15 protein-coding genes and 2 pseudogenes are annotated in these 17,494 nt (G+C 65.1%); 12 read left to right on the top strand and 5 right to left on the bottom strand.

Features of this window, described 5'->3' with window-relative positions; genetic code table 11:
* Nucleotides 1-7 precede the first annotated feature (7 nt).
* The 11 genes from OXF11_14675 (at nucleotide 8) to OXF11_14625 (ending at nucleotide 13,401) form a co-directional block, all read left to right on the top strand.
* Nucleotides 8-502, top strand: a complete 495-nt coding sequence (locus OXF11_14675; protein MCY4488339.1) for a tripartite tricarboxylate transporter TctB family protein — start codon at nucleotides 8-10, stop codon at nucleotides 500-502.
* 9 nt (nucleotides 503-511) lie between these two features.
* Nucleotides 512-2,020 (top strand): tripartite tricarboxylate transporter permease, encoded by a 1,509-nt coding sequence (locus tag OXF11_14670; GenBank protein MCY4488338.1) that lies wholly within the window; start codon nucleotides 512-514, stop codon nucleotides 2,018-2,020.
* A 9-nt stretch (nucleotides 2,021-2,029) separates the two neighbouring features.
* Nucleotides 2,030-3,742, top strand: coding sequence for a thiamine pyrophosphate-binding protein (locus tag OXF11_14665; GenBank protein ID MCY4488337.1), 1,713 nt, complete (start codon nucleotides 2,030-2,032; stop codon nucleotides 3,740-3,742).
* Nucleotides 3,743-3,939: 197 nt separating this feature from the next.
* Nucleotides 3,940-4,413, top strand: coding sequence for a (2Fe-2S)-binding protein (locus OXF11_14660; protein ID MCY4488336.1), 474 nt, complete (start codon nucleotides 3,940-3,942; stop codon nucleotides 4,411-4,413).
* Between the two features lie 58 nt (nucleotides 4,414-4,471).
* Nucleotides 4,472-6,634 (top strand): acetate--CoA ligase family protein, encoded by a 2,163-nt coding sequence (locus OXF11_14655; protein MCY4488335.1) that lies wholly within the window; start codon nucleotides 4,472-4,474, stop codon nucleotides 6,632-6,634.
* Between the two features lie 12 nt (nucleotides 6,635-6,646).
* Nucleotides 6,647-7,714: a mandelate racemase/muconate lactonizing enzyme family protein gene (locus OXF11_14650; GenBank protein ID MCY4488334.1), complete on the top strand. Its 1,068-nt coding sequence runs from the start codon at nucleotides 6,647-6,649 to the stop codon at nucleotides 7,712-7,714.
* A complete protein-coding gene (locus OXF11_14645; protein MCY4488333.1) occupies nucleotides 7,714-8,775 on the top strand; it encodes an alpha/beta fold hydrolase in 1,062 nt (353 codons plus the stop codon). The genes OXF11_14650 and OXF11_14645 overlap by 1 nt, the downstream gene beginning before the upstream one ends.
* A gap of 98 nt (nucleotides 8,776-8,873) precedes the next feature.
* Nucleotides 8,874-9,713: a transketolase gene (locus OXF11_14640; protein MCY4488332.1), complete on the top strand. Its 840-nt coding sequence runs from the start codon at nucleotides 8,874-8,876 to the stop codon at nucleotides 9,711-9,713.
* Nucleotides 9,710-10,702, top strand: coding sequence for a hypothetical protein (locus tag OXF11_14635; GenBank protein MCY4488331.1), 993 nt, complete (start codon nucleotides 9,710-9,712; stop codon nucleotides 10,700-10,702). The genes OXF11_14640 and OXF11_14635 overlap by 4 nt, the downstream gene beginning before the upstream one ends.
* 24 nt (nucleotides 10,703-10,726) lie before the next feature.
* Nucleotides 10,727-12,232 carry a sulfatase gene (locus OXF11_14630; GenBank protein ID MCY4488330.1) on the top strand — a complete coding sequence of 502 codons (1,506 nt, stop codon included), beginning with the start codon at nucleotides 10,727-10,729 and terminating at the stop codon, nucleotides 12,230-12,232.
* 32 nt (nucleotides 12,233-12,264) lie between these two features.
* Nucleotides 12,265-13,401 carry a mandelate racemase/muconate lactonizing enzyme family protein gene (locus OXF11_14625; GenBank protein MCY4488329.1) on the top strand — a complete coding sequence of 379 codons (1,137 nt, stop codon included), beginning with the start codon at nucleotides 12,265-12,267 and terminating at the stop codon, nucleotides 13,399-13,401.
* Here OXF11_14625 and OXF11_14620 read toward each other — a convergent pair.
* From OXF11_14620 to OXF11_14600, 5 genes and pseudogenes are all read right to left on the bottom strand, one after another.
* On the bottom strand, nucleotides 13,398-14,120 hold the full coding sequence (locus OXF11_14620; protein ID MCY4488328.1) for a GntR family transcriptional regulator: 723 nt from the start codon (nucleotides 14,118-14,120) through the stop codon (nucleotides 13,398-13,400). The genes OXF11_14625 and OXF11_14620 overlap by 4 nt on opposite strands.
* A 243-nt stretch (nucleotides 14,121-14,363) precedes the next feature.
* Nucleotides 14,364-15,227 carry an EamA family transporter gene (locus tag OXF11_14615; GenBank protein MCY4488327.1) on the bottom strand — a complete coding sequence of 288 codons (864 nt, stop codon included), beginning with the start codon at nucleotides 15,225-15,227 and terminating at the stop codon, nucleotides 14,364-14,366.
* A 516-nt stretch (nucleotides 15,228-15,743) separates the two neighbouring features.
* Nucleotides 15,744-16,370: pseudogene (locus OXF11_14610) on the bottom strand (IS3 family transposase).
* A gap of 70 nt (nucleotides 16,371-16,440) precedes the next feature.
* Nucleotides 16,441-16,527: pseudogene (locus tag OXF11_14605) on the bottom strand (hypothetical protein).
* 131 nt (nucleotides 16,528-16,658) lie between these two features.
* The gene (locus tag OXF11_14600; GenBank protein ID MCY4488326.1) at nucleotides 16,659-17,003 is read right to left on the bottom strand and encodes a transposase; all 345 of its coding nucleotides are present in this window, start codon (nucleotides 17,001-17,003) and stop codon (nucleotides 16,659-16,661) included.
* 165 nt (nucleotides 17,004-17,168) lie between these two features.
* Between OXF11_14600 and OXF11_14595 the strand changes: the two genes are divergently transcribed.
* Nucleotides 17,169-17,477 (top strand): hypothetical protein, encoded by a 309-nt coding sequence (locus tag OXF11_14595; protein ID MCY4488325.1) that lies wholly within the window; start codon nucleotides 17,169-17,171, stop codon nucleotides 17,475-17,477.
* The last annotated feature ends 17 nt before the right edge of the window (nucleotides 17,478-17,494 follow it).

Genomic DNA, 17,494 nt, shown 5'->3' with positions numbered 1-17,494 from the left:
CTGCGCGGTGCCGTTCGCCGTCCCGTCGAAGGCATCGAACATGCTGACCCAACGTCTGGCAAACATCGTCTTTGCAATCGTTGTGGTCGTGGCTTGCGGCTACTTCGGCGTGCTTGCGGAAGGGTTCGAGACCACCGGATTGCTGGCAAGTTCCGGTTTGCCGTCGAAGTTCTTCCCGCAGCTGATGCTGGGCTTCACGGCCCTGTGCGCGGCCGTCGTGGGCGTCTTGTACGCGCTGCGCGGTTCCGCCGGCAACGACGCGAGGCGGACGGTGTTCCGCGACGCCGGGGATGCGCGGCGCGGCCTCCTCATGCTTGCCGTCGCGGTCTTGTGCTACCTCGTCTGGTTCAGCGTCGGGTTCTTGCCCATGGCGGTTCTGCTGGGACCCGTAAGTCTCCTCGCCATGGGCATCCGCTCCATTCGGATCTACGTCACGGTGCTCGTTCTGACCGGGCTTGTCTACGCCGTCTTTACCCAGTTTCTCGGTGTTCAATTCACCTAGGCCTCACGGATGTACGCGGATCCCGACGCTCTCATCCTTGCGCTTACGCAACTCACGCAGCCGGTCAGCATCGTCCTGTTGATAGGCGGCATCGTCCTCGGCCTGGTCATAGGGATACTGCCGGGTCTCGGCCCGCCGATAGCCATCGCGCTGGCGCTGCCCTTCACCTTCTACCTCGACCCGGTTCCCTCGCTGATCCTGCTGTTGGGGATCTATTCCGCGGCGATTTACGGCGGTTCGATCTCTGCCATCGCAGTGGGAATCCCCGGCACCGGCGCCGCCATTGCCACGGTGGAGGACGGCCACAAGATGTTCAAGGCCGGTCGCGGGGGCGAGGCGCTGGGCCTGTCGCTCACCGGCTCCATCATCGGCGGACTGGTCAGCGTCGTGTGCCTCGCGTTCATCTCGCCGTTGCTCAGTGAGCTGGCGGTCAAGTTCGGCCCGCGCGAGTACCTCGCCGTCAGCGTCTTCGGCCTTGTGGTGGTGGTGCGCGTGGCGGGCGAGAGTCTGGCCAAGGGCCTCCTGGTCGGAGGCTTGGGGATCTTCCTGACGACCTGGGGGCTCGATGAGCTGAATGGCACGGAGCGCTACACCTTCGGCAGCTATCACTTCTACGACGGCTTGCCGCTTGTGCCGTTTCTCGTGGGGCTCTTCGCCATGTCCGAAGTGCTGATCGGGGCGGAGCGCGCCCTTCAGACGGTCGAGTTCACCGAAGCGAGCCTCACCGTCAGGCTGCCCGGGTTGAAAACGCTTGGAAGAATGAAGGAGCTCCTTTTTCGTTCGTCGATCATCGGCACGGTGATCGGCATCATCCCGGGCGAGGGCGCGGCGGTGGGCGCGTTCTTCGCCTATTCCGAGGCCAAGCGGCGCTCGAAAGAGCCGGAGAGATTCGGTACCGGGATTCCGGAAGGGGTCGTCGCTCCGGAGACCGCGAACAACGCGACCGTCGGCGGCGCGCTTGTACCGACGTTGACGCTGGGCGTTCCGGGTAGTCCCGCCGCGGCGGTATTGCTGGGCGCGTTCCTCATACACGGGCTGGCGCCGGGGCCGAGCCTGTTCTCGGAACGGCCGGACTTGATGTACTCGATCTTCATCGGCCTCTTCCTCATCAACATCCTGATGATGTTCATCGGACTCGTGGCGATCCGTTTCGCGGCGCGATTGATCACGGTGCCGACGGCGGTGATCGTGCCCACGGTGATGCTGTTGTCCTTCGTCGGCATCTACGCCGTTTCCAACAGCTTCTTCAATGTCGGCGTTCTGCTCGCCGCCGGCATATTGGGCTACGTCGTTCGAAAGCTCGGTTACTCCATCGCACCGCTGTCCATCGGTTTCGTTTTGGGTCCGATACTGGAAAACTCGCTCCGGCAGTCTCTGACCGTGGCGGACGGCAGCGTCGCGGAGTTTTTCAACACGCCCATCGGCTTGTTTATCTACGCCGCGCTGGCGCTGACGGTCCTCTGGGGTCCCGTGACCGCGTGGTTCCGGCGCCGCAACGCCGGCGGGGTCGAAGGGTAGGAAATGCCGATGCCGAGCGAGGGCGAGCAAATGAAGACCGGTGGAGAAGCCGTGGTGGAGACGCTGACGAGGTTCGGCGTCGAGATGATGTTCGGATTGCCCGGCGAACAGACACACATCTACGATGCCATCTATCGCCGACCTGGAATTCGTCATGTGTTGGTTCGGCACGAACAGGCCGCCGCCCACATGGCGGATGCCTACGCGCGGACGACGGGCAAGGTGGGAATCTGCGATGCCACGGTCGGGCCGGGTGCCACCAACCTGATCAGCGGGATTGCGGAAGCCTCCAACTCCGGCATCCCCGTCATCGCCCTGATCTCGGACATCCGGACCGATTGGCGAGGACGGGATTCGTTCCAGGAGATCGACCAGGTCGGCGTCTTCAAGCCCGTCACCAAGAAGGTCTTCTCCGTGGATCACGTGGCGCGTATCCCGGAGTTCCTGGCACGCGCTTTTCAAGTCGCCACCACGGGCAGACCCGGCCCCGTACTCGTGAACCTTCCGCTGGACGTGCTCAAGGGTGCGCACGGCTTCAGTCCGTCGGAACAGGAGGTGGACCAGCGCTACGGCTGGTTTCCGGCGAACCGGCTCACACCGCCGAGGGAAGATGTTGCCGCCGCCGTGCGTCTGTTGCTGACTGCGACACGTCCGATCATACTGGCCGGAGGTGGGACCATCGCATCGGGCGCAACGGAAGAAGTCCGGGAACTCGCGGAGTTGCTGGGCATCCCCGTCGCCACCACCTTCATGGGCAAGGGGACGCTGGCGGAGGACCACCCGTTGTGCCTCGGTCCCTTCGGTCTGTTGGGCCGTCCATCCACCAACGAATATGTTCTGGGCGCGGACCTCGCCCTAGCCCTGGGGACGCGGTTCACCAATGTCGACACCGCCGCGTGGCGAGTTCCAGACAAGAAGACGCGGATCGTCCAAATCGATATCGAACCGACCCAGATCGGCCGCAACTACTTTACGGACCAGGCCCTGCCGGGTGACATCAAAGCCGTTCTTCGCTCCATGCTGGACATCATCGAAGCCGACGGCGCCCTCGCCACCAGTCATTCGCAACAGGAGGAGGCTTCCGCGCTCACGTCGCGATGGCGCGAGGAAATCGGCATCGACTCGGCCGTGGCCCGGGACAATGAGGCGTCGCCCGTCCACCCGCTGCAGGTCATTCGCGCGTTGCGCAACACCATGAGCGCCGAAGACGTTCTTGTCTGCGATTCGGGCTTCAACCAGATCTGGGGCGGACAATATTTCGAAGTTCGGAGACCGGGGCGGACCTACATGGGGCCGCGCGGCTTCGGAGTCATGGGGTTCTCCCTGCCGGCCGCCATTGCGCATTCCCTGGCGAAACCCGACGAGAGAGTCGTAGCCTTGTGCGGCGACGGCGGTTTCGCGATGGTTATCCAGGAGCTGGAGACGGCGCTTCGCAATGGCGCCGGAATCACCGTTTGCATCATGAACAACTCGAACCTCCAGTACATCAGGGAGAATCAGCGGTTGCTTCACGAGTCTCGGTTCATCTCGACGGAGTTTTCCGAGCTCGACTATGCGTCGATTTCGCGCGCGTTCGGCTGCATGGGGATACGGGTGGAGCGCCGCGGCGACCTGGAGGGCGCCTTGTCGGAGGCCCTCGCGAGCAAGCTGCCGGCCGTCGTGGACGTGCGCGTCATGGGCGATGTCGTTCCCGACAGAATGAGCCTCCAGGCGTTGAGCTGACTCGACGCGCCCTCTTTCAGGCCGTGTATTTCATCCACCGTGTGATGGCGGCGGCGCCGTTTTTCCCGGCTATGCCGTGTCCGGCTCACGGAGCTTGCCTTCGGGCTTGGGAGCGTCTACGGTTCGCTTGAACCTGGAGCGGTGTCGGGCCAAACGCAACACTAGAGCACCGCGGACAGGTTGACGGAGCGAAGGTCATGGAACGTACCATCAGCCTGACGGTGAACGGGGAACAGCGGGAGTTGGAGCTCAACGATGCCGACACCCTGCTGGAGGTCCTGCGCGACGGACTCAAGCTCTGGAGCGTCCGCGAATCCTGCGGCGTGGGTGCCTGCGGGAGCTGCACGGTCCTTCTGGACGGGAGGCCGGTGAGCGCGTGCTTCCTGCTCGCGTCGCGCCTGGACGGCTGCGCCGTGGAGACCGTGGAAGGGATGGACGGCGGCGACTCCCTGCACCCGATCCAGCAGGCGTTCCTCGAGAACGACGCCGCTCAGTGCGGCTACTGCACCCCCGGATTCATCATGGCCGCCAAGGCACTGCTCGAAGAACACCGGGACCCCACCGACGACCAGATCCGCGAGTACCTTTCGGGCAATCTGTGCCGCTGCGGCGGCTACCCCAACATCATGCGCGCGGTCCGCGCGGCGGCAGGACGGTTGGGCGTGAGTTGACGTTCGTCCTGAGCGTAGCGTAGCGAAGTCTAAGGACGCCACAAACTCCAGGACGATCATGGCTACTGCTTCCAACTCCGACGGCATGTCGGCCCTCCTCAGGCCCCGCAACATCGTGCTCATCGGAGCGTCCGAGCGCGCTCCCCACGCGGCCGCGCTCATGCGCAACCTGTTCCGGTTCGGCTTCCCGAAAGAGAACATCTACCCGGTCAACCCGCGTTACGAGCGGCTTTTCGATCTGCCATGCCACCCTTCCGTGGGCGCGGTCCCGGGCGACGTGGACCTGGCGGTCATCGCCATCCCGCGCGACGGCACCGTGCAGGTCATGGAGGAATGCGCCGCCAAGGGCGTGCGCGCCGCGCTTACCGTGGCCACGGGCTTCGGCGAGTTCGATGACACGGGCCGGAAGTACCAGGCGGAGCTGTCCCGCATCGTGCGCGAGAGCGGCATCGCGCTGGCCGGCCCCAATACCCTGGGCTATCTGTCCCTCGAATGCGGCGCCGCGCTGTGGTCGTCGCCGCTCCCCGAACGCCTCACCACCGGGCCCGTGAGCGCGGTGTTCAGCAGCGCCGGCCTGCTCAACCTCTTCCTCAACACCGCCGCCGACCGTTGCTTGGGATTCCGCTACGCCATCGCGCCGGGCAACCAGGTGGGCGCGGGCTTCACCGACTACCTGCGGGCCGCGGTGGATGACGACGGCACCCGCGTCATCGTCGTGGTCATCGAGTCCATGAGCCGTCCCGAGGAGATGGCGGGCCTGCTGGACCTTGCGCGGGAACGGGAGAAAGTGGTGGTCGCGCTGAGACTCGGGCGTTCGCAGAAGGGCGGTCGCGCGGTCGCGTCGCACTCGGGCAACATGGCCACCTCGGGCGCGGTGTGGGACGGGCTCTTTCGGCAGAAGGGCGTCATCCCGGTGGACAACCTCGACCAGATGCTGGAAGTCACCGCCCTGGCCGTGGCGACCCCGGACCCCTACCGTCTGCCCGGCTCCGGCGGCGTCGGCATCGTCACCATCTCGGGGGGCGATTGCAGCTTCCTCGCCGATATCTGCGAGCGCAACGGCGTGGACCTGCCCGAACCCTCCGGCGCCACCTACGAGGCGCTGCGCAACTATTTCGACAAGGAGGGCTTCAACGGCAACCCCCTGGACATCGAGGAACTGCACTGGGCGAACCGGTCCGGTTATCTCGAATGCCTGGAAACGTTCATGGGCGACGACAACTTCGCGGTGATCTGTTGCCGCCTGAACCTGCCCAAGAGTCCCAGCGACCGGCTCACGCAGTTGTACCGGGAGTCGACGGCCGCGCTCCGGCGCGGCGGCAAACCGTTCCTGTTCCTTTCCCGGGCCAGCGAGCAACTCGACCGCTCCTGGTTCGAGTTCTTCGACGAGCTGCAGGTTCCCTTGCTGCTGGAGTACGAGAAATCGCTGCGCGCGGTGCGCGACGTCCTCGCGCTGTCGCGGGGTCGCTCAGGCGCCGCGGCCGAGGCGTCCGTGGCGGAGCCGGCGGAGACCGAGGCGCTGCGTCCGCTCCTCGCCGGGGGCGAGGCCTCCCACGCCACCGTACGGCGGCTGCTTCGGGCCTACGGCATCCCCATGGTTCCCGAGCGCCTGGCCGGCTCGCGTGAGGAGGCGGCGGAAGCCGCCGGCGAAATGGGGTTTCCGGTGGTGCTGAAGGTGGAGTCCACGGACTTGCCCCACAAGACCGAGGCCGGAGGCGTGCGGCTCAACCTGGCGAGCGCCGCGGAGGTGGCGCAGGCGTACGACCGGCTGCTGGAGGACGTGGGAAGGAACGCGCCCGGCGCTCGCATCGACGGCGTGCTGGTGCAGAAGATGGTGCAGGGTGTCGCCGAGGTCATCATCGGCACGTCGCGCACGCCGGATCTGGGAATCTGCCTCGTGTTCGGGCTGGGCGGCATCTACACCGAGGTGCTGAAAGACGTGGCGTTCCGGCTTCCGCCTCTGGGGTTGCCGGAGGCTCAAGACATGATCCGGGAGATCCGCACCTACCCGCTGCTCGCCGGAGCCCGCGGCCGGTCCAAGGCCGACGTCGCCGCCCTGGCGGAGGCCATCGTGGCGCTGTCTCGGCTGGCGCTGGACTATCGCGGTGAAGTGGACGAGATCGAATTCAACCCCCTCATGGTCCTGCCCGAGGGACAGGGCGTGCTGGCGGTGGACACGCTGGTGCGGTGTGCCGCGGGGGACTACACGTCTTCTCTCTGAAGGAGTGCCATCATGAAGATCACGGACGTACAGCTCGAGGCTCTGGAGTTGCCGTACACGAAGCCTCTCATCACCGCCACCAATCAGTTCTACTCGTCCAACGGTTTCCTGGTGAGCGTGGAGGCGGACTCGGGACACACCGGCTACGGCTATATCGACGTGTTTCCCAGGACCGGCGAGACCCCCGCTTCGGTCCGGTGCGCCATCGAGGAGATCATGCGCCCGCTCCTGGTGGGACAGCCGATTGAAGAGCTCAACCGGCTGAACAAGCTCATCAACTTCCGTATGGTGGACAACCGGCGCGCCAAGGGCGGCGTGGACATGGCCCTGTACGATCTGTTGGGCAAGTGCTACGGCGCGCCCCTCTACGTGCTCTTGGGCGGACTGGTGCGCAAGGAGATCATCGTCATCAAGATGGTGAGCGTCGGATCGCCGATGGAGATGGCCCGGGAGTGCCGCGAGCTGGTGAGCCAGGGCTACCGCGCGATCAAGCTCAAGGTGAAGGGCGAGGTGGGTCTAGACCTCGCGCGGGTGACCGCGGTGCGCGACGCGGTAGGGCCGGACATCTACATCAAGGTGGACGCCAACGAAGCCTTCGACGCCAAATCCGCCATTCGCATGGCCGCTGGCATGGCCGAGTTGGGGGTGTCGGTGTTCGAGCAACCGCTGTCCCGGCATCATGACGTAGCGCTCGCCGAGGTGAAGGCCCAGTCGAGCATCAAGATCGAAGCCGACCAGTCGGCAAGCGCGGTCCACGATGCCTTCAGGCTCATCCGCGACAACGCCTGCGATTCCATCAACACCGGCATCCTCAAGGCCGGCGGCGTGCAACAGACGCGGCAGATCGCCGACATGTGCGCGCTCACCGGGACCGATTGCGGCCTGAGCAACATCGCCGCCTGCATGGTGGGCGACGCCGCACTGCTGCACGTGGCCCTTAGCTCGCCGGGCGTGTCCGAGTTCTGCGAGATCGGCGAGTGCGAGGCCCTCACCGGCGACCCGTTCACGGGCATCAAGGTGGTGGACGGAAAGCTCGGCGTGCCGGAGGGTCCGGGGCTGGGAGTCACGAGAGCGGACTAGTGGCGCGGACCTCCGAGCAATGCGTGCCGGCCGATGGCGCGATGCGGGCGCGGGCGGGTTTCGAAACCCGCCCGTCCACCGTTTATCCCGGCTTCGTCCCCCGCTTCCCGTGGCTGGGCGGCGATCTCCAGACGCTCCGTTACTATTTCTTTCCTTGCAGCGAGGATCTGTCCGCGTGGCCGTCGAGGCGCCTGAGCTTCCCGCTGCCGGATGGGAGTGGTGATGTGCTCGTGGCCAGGCTGCATCGGCCGCACCACGCCACGGACCGGCCGCTGGTCATCCTCGTCCACGGGCTCACCGGATGCGAGGGCAGCTCGTACATGTTCGAGACCACACGCTCGTTCCTCGCCCGCGGATATCCCGTCATGCGCCTCAACCTCCGGGGTGCGGGTCCGTCGCGGGAGACCTGCCGCGGAAGCTATTGCGGGGGTTCGGGAGACAACGTCGCCGCGGTGCTGTCGGCCCTGGACATCGAGGAGGCGCGCCACGGGGTCGTGCTGATCGGGTTCTCCCTCGGCGGCACCGTGACCCTTCACTGTCTGGCGCGGCACGCGTGCGCGGTCCAGCCCATCTGCGCGGTAACGGTGTCGACTCCCCTCGACCTGGCGGCGGTGATTCACAGGTTGATGCGGCCGCGCAATGTTCTTTATCACCGGTGGCTGCTGGGGCGCATGAAGGATGCGGTCATCGCCGGCGCCTCCGAGATAACTCCGGGGCAAAAGGCGGCGGTCCTGGACGCGCGCAGCATCCGCGAGTTCGACGACGCCTTCACCGCGCCACACCACGGTTTTGCGGACGCCGACGACTATTACGCTCGTTGCTCCGCGACCGGATTGCTCGACCGCATCGACATCCCATTGCTGCTGCTTCACGCCAGGAACGATCCCTGGATACCGGCCGATCCCTACGTGGACATCGGCCGCGACACCCCACCCAACGTGACCCTGGTGCTCACCGGCGACGGCGGCCACGTGGGTTTTCACGCGCGCCACGGCGCCACGCCCTGGTACAACACGGTCATCCAGGCCTACCTGGAGACGCTGACGCACCCCATGGAGTGACCGCGCCATGTCCTCTTTCGGGGACGTCGATTGCATTCGCTTGAAGTATATAGGGCTGAAGAGCTAGACTGGTATACGGCTCGTTCAGGGAGGAGCAGATGACAGACATCCGCACTACAGACATCGCCGTGCTGGAACGGATTGCCGCGACACTTCGCCTGCACGTGGTCGAGATGGTCGCCCCTCTGGGGCAAGGCTATGTTCAGCAGGGCTTGGGCGCGGCGGATATCTTCACGGCGCTCTATTTCGCCGAAGCGCGGCTGGACCCGTCCGATCCCACGTGGCCGGACCGCGACCGGGTCTTCCTGACGACGGCGCACAACACCGCGATTTTCTACGCCGCGCTGGCCGAACGCGGATTCTTCGAGACGGACCGTCTCGCGACCTACTGCCAGGACGGCGCGGAGCTGGAGACGAACGCCTCGGAGCGGGTGGGGCCGTTCGTCGAGGCGACCTGCGGTTCCCTCGGCCAGGGACTGTCCGTTGCCGTCGGCACGGCCATGGCGCTCAAGCGGCAGGGCAGGTCCGCGCGCGTCTACGCGGTCCTGGGCGATGGCGAGATGCAGGAAGGTCAGGTCTGGGAGGCGGCGATGACCGCGGGCTCGTGGAAACTCGACAACCTGTGCCTTATTCTCGACTCCAATCGAATGCAGTCCGAAGGAAATGTGGACAACATCCTCACGCTGGAGCCGATTGCCGGCAAGATGGAGAGTTTCGGGTTTTCGGTGAGCAGGGTGGACGGCAACGACCTGGCGGCCCTGTTGGATGCCCTCGCCGCGGCGCGGGGAACCAAGGGCATACCGAGCTTCCTGATCGCGGAGACCCTCGTCGGGAAGGGCGTGTCCTTCCTGGAAGGGATGATCGCGCACCAGTTGCGCTTCCCGCCCGACATCGCCGCCGGCGCCGTTCAGGAACTGAAAGGAAGACTCGCGCCATGACCGGATCCCACCCCCTGTCGCGGTTGGAAGCGGCCGATTTCATCAACCGCTCGCAGCGTCCCATTCCCCGGTTTTACGGCGACGCGCTCCTGGCCGCGGCCCACGACGATCCCCGAATCGTGTGTCTGGCCGCCGACCTGGCCGCGCCCACCGAAACCGATATCTTCCGCGATACCTTCCCGGATCGCTTTCACAACGTCGGCATCGCCGAGGCCAACATGATCGGTCTCGCGGGAGGCATGGCGCGTTGTGGCGAGATCCCCTTCGTGCACACCTTCTGCGCGTTCGCCACCAGGCGTTGCTACGACCAGATCATCCTGCAGGCGGCCTACCCCAACCTACCCATCAAGATCGTGGGCTTCCTTCCCGGCCTCGCGACGCTGTTGGGCGTGTCGCACCAGGCGACCGAGGACGTGGCCGCGATGCGGGCGGTGCCGAACATGATGGTCCTCGAGCCATCGGCTCCCGAATATTTCGCCGCGGCCGTGCGACTGGCGCTCGAGCATGAGGGTCCGGTCTACCTGAGGATGAAGCGGCCGGAGACACCGCCCGATGGTCCGGTTGCGGCGCAACCGCTGGTGTCGGGCCGCGGCATCCTGCGCCGGGACGGCGCCGACCTCACGATCATGGCCGCCGGCCTGGCGGTGGCGGAGGCCGTGGCCGCCGCGGACCGGCTTGCCGCTGAGGGGATCGCCGCCTCGGTCGTCGACATGGCCTCGCTCAAGCCCTTGGACGCCGCGCTGGTGCTCGATCGCGCGAAGGCCACCGGCGCCATCGTCACCGCCGAGAATCACACGATCCTGGGCGGTCTCGGTTCCGCCGTGGCCGAAGTGCTGTGTGACGCGGGAATCGGAGTGCCGTTCCGGCGGGTCGGGGTCGCCGATCGCTTCGCCGAAGGGGGATCCACGCAGTATCTTTTCAAGAAATTCGGACTGGACAGCGCCGCTATCGTCGACGCCGCACGTGAGGTCGTGCGGAGGAAAGGCTGAGACAAGCGGGCAGGAGGATGCGTGATGCCGGATACCCGTACACGACCCAATATACTGATATTCTACCCGGACCAGATGCGGCACGATGCCATGGGGTGCGCCGGAAACCCGGTGATCAAGACGCCGAATATCGACCGGCTGGCCGGCGAGGGTGTCCACTTCCGGAACGCCTACGTGTCGTATCCCGTGTGCTGCCCCTTCCGTGCGTCGCTGTTCACCGGAAAGTACGCCCAGGGGCACGGCATGTACCAGAACCACTTTCCACTGAACGCCCGGCAGATCTTTCTGGCGCAGCTCTTGAAGGACGCGGGTTACCAGACCGGCTACATCGGCAAGTGGCATCTCGAAGGAGGGCCGAGGCCGGGGTTCGTGCCGCCCGGGGAACGCCGCTTCGGGTTCGACCACTTCGTCGGCTTCAACCGCGGCCATCACTACCTGCGGTCGATCTACTACAAGGACGACGGCCAGCCGTATCACTGTCCCCGCTTCGAGCCGGACTATCAGACCGACCACCTGATCGAGTTCATCGACGCGTCGGTCACCGAGGGCTCCGGCAAACCCTTCTTCGGTTTCGTGTGCTACGGGCCGCCGCACTTCCCCATGAACATGCCCGGGTACCTGCGGAATCTCTACAAGCCCGAGGAGGTCCCGTTGCCTCCCGGCATTCTCGGTCCCGAGGAGCGTGAGAAGGCGCGCAGGGATCGCCTGCAATTCGACTGCGCCGGCAACGTGAAGGCCGAATTGAGCAGCCATGCCGGCCATGGACACAAGACGCCGGGGGAGGCGGAGACGGAGGCGGAGGTGCGGCGGTTCATCGCCGAGTACTACGGCATGATCGCCAACATCGACCACAACGTGGGGCGGGTGCTGAACCGGCTTGATGCCCTGGACATCGCCGGCGACACGCTGGTGATCTTCCTGAGCGACCACGGCGACATGCTGGGCCAGCACGGCTACTACTGCGGCATCAAGAAGACCGCCTACCGGGCCGCCATGCAGGTGCCGTTCATCGTCCGTTACCCCGCCCGGTTCCCCGCGGGCGGCACCGCGGACTCGATGATCGACGTCGCCGTGGACACCATGCCGAGCCTGCTGGAGCTGTGCGGCGTTCCGGTGCCGGACCCGGTCAGCGGTGTCAGCTACCTGCCCCTGCTCGACGGCACGGCCGCGGAAACGCGTGACGCGGTGATGTACCAGTCCATGAAGATGCACGACGGCGACGTGTCGGAGTTTACGCCGGTCCCGGAGCGCGGCATCCGCACCGGCGATTGGCTGTACGTGCGCCAACCGACACGGCGCAAGCTGCTGTTCGACCTGCGCAACGACCCCGACGAACTGAACAACCTGGCCGAGGACGGGCAGTTCGGCGCGCTCATGGATGACTTCGACGCGCGCATCCGGGCCCACATGGAGCAGACCGGAGACGATTGGGACCTTGCGCTGGATTTCCCGCCCGAGAACTACCTCACTCAGGAAGAGGGCAGACGCTATCTCGATGAGCTTCTGCCGCGCGCCATCGTCGTCCCCTGACGTTCACCGGGCGGAGCGGCTCGTTGCGACCGATGAATTTCAAGCATTCGGTGACGGTTGAATCCGTCGATGCGTACCCGATCCGGGCCGCCGGCGGCGTGAGCCCGAACATGGCCCTCGGAGTCATGTCCACCCGTCCCGCGCTGCTCGTGCGCGTCCGGGATGACCACGGCTGCGTCGGCTGGGGCGAGGTGTGGGCGAACTTTCCGCCACGCGCGAATATCCACAAGGCGCAGGTCATCGAGGATGTGATCGCCCCTCGTCTGAGGGGGGTTGCGTTCTCCGAGCCGGTGGAAATCGACGCGTTCCTGCGAAGGGCATTGTCGACCTACTTCCTGCACGTCGGACAGAAGCGCGTCTTCGAGCACATCCTCGCCGGAATGGACGTCGCGCTCTGGGATCTTGTGCTCCGAAGCGCGGGGCGGACGTTCGCCGCGCACAGCGGCCTTGCCGAGGCCAGCGCCCCTACCTACGCCAGCTCGATCAATCCGCCCGACCTTGAACGGTTGATGCAACACCACGCGGAACGGGGCCAGTCGCAGTTCAAGCTGAAGCTGGGGTTCGATGACACCGCCGACCGCGCCTTCGTGCGGAAGGCCGCCGCCATCCGCCCGCCCGGCACACACATCATGATCGACAGCAACCAGACATGGGATGTGTCGCGGGCGGAGGCCATGCTCGGGTCTCTGGAGGAATTTGAGCCACTCTTCGCCGAAGAACCGATTCCGGCGGATGCCGGCTGCGCCGACTGGGAGCGTCTGGCGCAATCCACCTCGATCCCGCTGGCAGGGGGCGAGAACCTCTATGGAGTCGACGAGTTTCTGCGCATGGCGGATGCCGGACTGCGCTTCGTCCAGCCGGATGTTGCCAAATGGGGGGGCGTGAGCGGAGCCCTCGCGCTGGCGCGCGCGCTGCCGCCGGGCGTGGCGCTCTGGCCGCACTTCATGGGGACTTCCGTCGGCCAGGTGGCGGCTCTGTCGGTGGCCGCCGCGGTCGGTGCCACCGCAACCTGCGAAATGGACGTCAACGCCAACCCCCTGCGAACCGATCTATGCGGTGACATCCTGGGTATTCGCGACGGTCGCGTCGCGCTGCCGGACGCACCCGGTCTCGTCGTTCCGCCCGTCCGCGCGCGCCTCGAGGAGTTTCGGGAAGCACAGGCGGATTAGCCGGACGTGTCGGCCGTGAACTCCATCTCGAACTCCAGCACGTCGCCCGGATAGACGAGATTCGCCGAGTAGATCAACCGCCCGCGACGATCGAAGAACTCCCGAAATACGCGGAATACCGGCGAATTGACCTTGATTTGCAGGGCCTGCGCGATTTCGAAGTCGGCGTACGATATGGTCACCCGCTGGCGCGCGGAACCGATGGGGATTCCCATATCCTTGAGAACACGGACCACGATCTCGGAAGAGTACCGCTCCGGCGCCTGTTCATAAAGGGCGTTGTCCACGCGCAGGTCGACATGGCAGAAGGGTTTGCCGTCGAGCGAGTGGATCCGCTTCATGGTTCGATAGGCAACGCCGTTCTCGTCCGTTTTCTCGGCCTGGATATCCTCCACCAATACCGAGACCTCCAACTGGGCGACCATCGATTGAAGCTGGGACAGATCCGCGCGCATGTTCAGGGTCTGGCGCTTGGGAAGCTCCACCCGCTTGACGAACGTGCCGCGGCCCGAATGGCGTTCGATCAATCCCTCGGCTTCCAGCGCGTCCATCGCCTGCCGGATGGTCATGCGCGCCACGCCTAACTTTTCGGTCAACTCGCTCAGCGGCGGCAATTGCGCTCCCGGGACAAGGGTGCCAGCGAGGATCTGGTGTCGCAGCACCGCCGCGACCTCGGCGTGCAGCGGCACCGCCTCCCGCTTCATGGTGAGAAGGTTCATGTTGACCGGTTTCTCCTTGGTGTCCAAAGGTAGATCCGTGAGCTGCGCCTGAAACTGGTGTACGGCCGAGTCGAAGGAGGCGGCGCGGCATTCCCGAAAAAGGGGCTTGTAGAGGCCCGGTTTCACGGGAAGATGAGAAGCGCCCCGTCACCAAGGATAGGGAAGAAAAGGGTTCGAGTCCAGGGTTTCGGGACGAATGCCTCAGTCCTGGCGGTAAATCGCGGTCCGCCCCGCGGGAGCGTGTCACCGGCTCAGGATAATGGAGATCGTCCCCGTCATCACCGCGAAGGTGCCGGTCACGGTGCGGGCGTTGATGCGCTCGAGGCCGCGCAGGAAGACCACGGTGAGCATCAGGGTCCACAACGGAGTGGAGGCGACGATGGGGGCCACCGCCACGACCCGGCCGAGGCTCACGGCGACAAGGGACAGCAGCGAGGCGGCGGACTCGAACAAGCCCGACAGGATGAACGGAGCCACGGCCCGGCGGTTGAGCACGAACGACTCGCTGCGGAGGCGGACGGACACGTACGGACCCAGCGAGACGAAGGACACGACGGCCAGGATGGCGGCGAAGTAGAGGGGCTCGTTGGAGATGTCGAAGGCGATGCGCCTGATGGGGAAGGCAATGCCGGCGAACAGCGCCGCCAGGAGCGAGAAGATCCCTTCCCACCAGCGGTAGCGCAGCCCCGATTCTTCCGGTTGCCACGAGATAAGGGCGATGCCGCCCACCACCAGCAAGGTCCCGGCGATGATCCCCAGGCTCGCGTGTTCCCCCAGGAACACGATGGCGATGACGGCACTCCACAGCGGGTAGGTGTTGCGCAGGGGCTCGGCCCGGGATACGCCCAGGCGGTGAATGCCGGTCAACTGGAGCAGGCTCGTAGCGGTCTGCAGCACTCCCAGCCCGACGAACAGCAGCAGCGGCAGCCACTCGACGTGGGGAATCCCGCCCATAAGGGAGACACCGATCCAGAACACGACGGTGCGCAGGAAGAGCAGCACGCACGCCGCGGTGAGCGGGGAGGAGTGGTGCATCCCCATGCGCGCGGTGATGGAGCCCCCGGAGTAGAGGATGGCGGCGGCAAGGGCTACGAATTCGGCACGCACGAATTTCCTTGGGATGAGTCAATGACGGCTGCAGGTGCCGGGAGGAATAACGGCGGCGTGCAAGGTCCCGGCCGGTCCTCTTCATTTCTCCGCTCAAGATCCAGGTCATCCGCGGGCGAGCACCTCCCGGACGCCATGGCGAAGACGATGTCGGCGGGCACACGGGCGTGCCAATGGATATTATCGACGGTTTCCGCGGCCATCACGGCATGGGCAAACGCTTCGCGTGCCGGCCCCTTGCAACGATCCCGTCTCCATCAGCGCCTCTACGATCCTAACGATGCTCTCGGTGCGGTTGCGCGACCATGGTCATCCCGCCCGCGAGGGGTTTCCATGTGGCACGATCACGCATGGTTTAACCTCCTACAGGATGCCGTGTTTCGTTATGAACCACCTCGGAGCGTCTTGCAAATGGGTATCGTTGCGAACCCGTCGAAACGGGAGCGCGGGTTGTGAGGTGGTCCTGGTTCGTTGGACAGGAAGGCGGCCGAGATAAGGTGTATTCCCGACGTTCGATCATGCCGCCAGGGTCCCGTTTAACACGTCTTCGTGTTCCGATGGAACTGGCAGAGGGGCGGGCGGGTTGTGAGGTCCGGCCTGCCGCTGGAGTCCTCGTTCGTAGGCCTCCGCCGGGGTGGAGCCGGCGAGGGGGGAATGAGGCCTTTGGTTGTTGTAGAAGGCCACCCACCGGGCGATGACCCGCAGGGCCGCCAAGCCGTCCGAGAGCTCGTGCAGGTAGACAGCCTCGTACTTGAGGGAGCGCCACAGGCGCTCGATGAAGATGTTGTCCATGCACCGGCCCCTGCCGTCCATGGAGATGGCAATGCCGGCGTCCTTGAGCACGGAGGTGAACTCCAGGCTGGTGAACTGGCTGCCCTGGTCGGTGTTGAAGATCTCGGGAGGACCGTAGCGTTCCAGAGCCTCTGAGAGGGCCTCGACACAGAAGCGGGCATCGAGGGTGTTCGACAGCCGCCAGGAGAGCACCCGGCGGGTGGCCCAGTCCATGACCGCCACCAGGTACAGGAAGCCCTTCTGGACGGGGATGTAGGTAATATCTGCGGTCCACACGTGATTGGGCCGTTCGATGGCGACGCCCTTGAGCCGATAGGGATAGACCCCGGTGCTCGGGGTGCGGTCGGGTGGTCCGCGGCGCCTGGTAGATGACCTGGAGCCCCATAAAGGGCATCAGACGCCGCACCCGGTGACGACCCACTCGGACTCGCTCCCGCCACAGATGGCGGACCATCTGGCGGCTGCCGTAGAAGGGGTACTCCAGGAACAGCTCATCGATCCGGCGCATCAGCGCCAGATTCTCCGCGCTCTCGCCCTTGGGCCGTGGTACACGGAGGATCGACTCACTCGAAGCAGATGGCATTGACGGCTCAAGCTGAGCTTGGGATGGCTCGATCATCGCCCGGCGCTTCTCCCGGCTCACCACTTGAGCCCTTTGGCCAAGAAATCCCGCTTCACCGTCAGCTCCCCGATCTTCGCGTGCAGGTCCCGAATCTCCCCCACGTGGTCCCCAGTTGCCCGCTCGGCCCCCTTCGTGAAGACCTCCTTCATCCCCTCCACCGCCCGCTGCTTCCACATGGTCACCTGGTTCGGATGAACCTTGTGCCGCACAGCGATCTCCTGGATCGTCTTGTCCCCGCGCAGCGCCTCCAGCGCCACTTTCGCCTTGAACTCCCCGCTGCACCTTCGTCGTGTGTTCTTTGCGTATCCCCCCCTAAGTCGGTGGAATACACCGTTGCAACCTGTCCGTTTTTCTGGGACCACCTCAATCCGCGCTGGCCCTGTGCGAAACGCGCGAGCTGAACAGTTGCCGCATCCGTGACACTTTCTGCAACGAAAACTAGAGTACGAGTCTTCAGCTGTGGTTCAGGGGTGCATGTCAATCTTGTTCCCCTGAGTAGGGAGAAGCATCCAGAAAGGAGGACCACAATGTTCCGAGTCTATTCAACCGTGCTGTTTTGTCTTGTTGTTCTAGGCACTTCGGTTTCTGCGGCGGAGGTCAACCCACCTGCGGCGGAGGTCAACCCACCTGCGGCGGAGGTCAAGCCACCTGCGACGACATGTGTCGAGGCGTGTGCTGAAGTTGCCAAGAAACTAGCCGAACAGGAGCAAAGATCGGCCCAAAGCCGTCAATACGAGACTGGTGCCTCGGAAGCCACCGCCGCGAGCCAACCCGCACTCGTCCCGAATCAGATCCTGGACTTCCTCGGCAAATGTCTGTTGACGCTGTGTCCGTAGCTTTAGCAAATTTACGG

The sequence above is a fragment of the Deltaproteobacteria bacterium genome, from assembly GCA_026712905.1.
Taxonomy (GTDB): Bacteria; Desulfobacterota; Binatia; order UBA9968; family JAJDTQ01; genus JAJDTQ01.
This window is presented reverse-complemented; position numbering and strand designations above follow the sequence as displayed.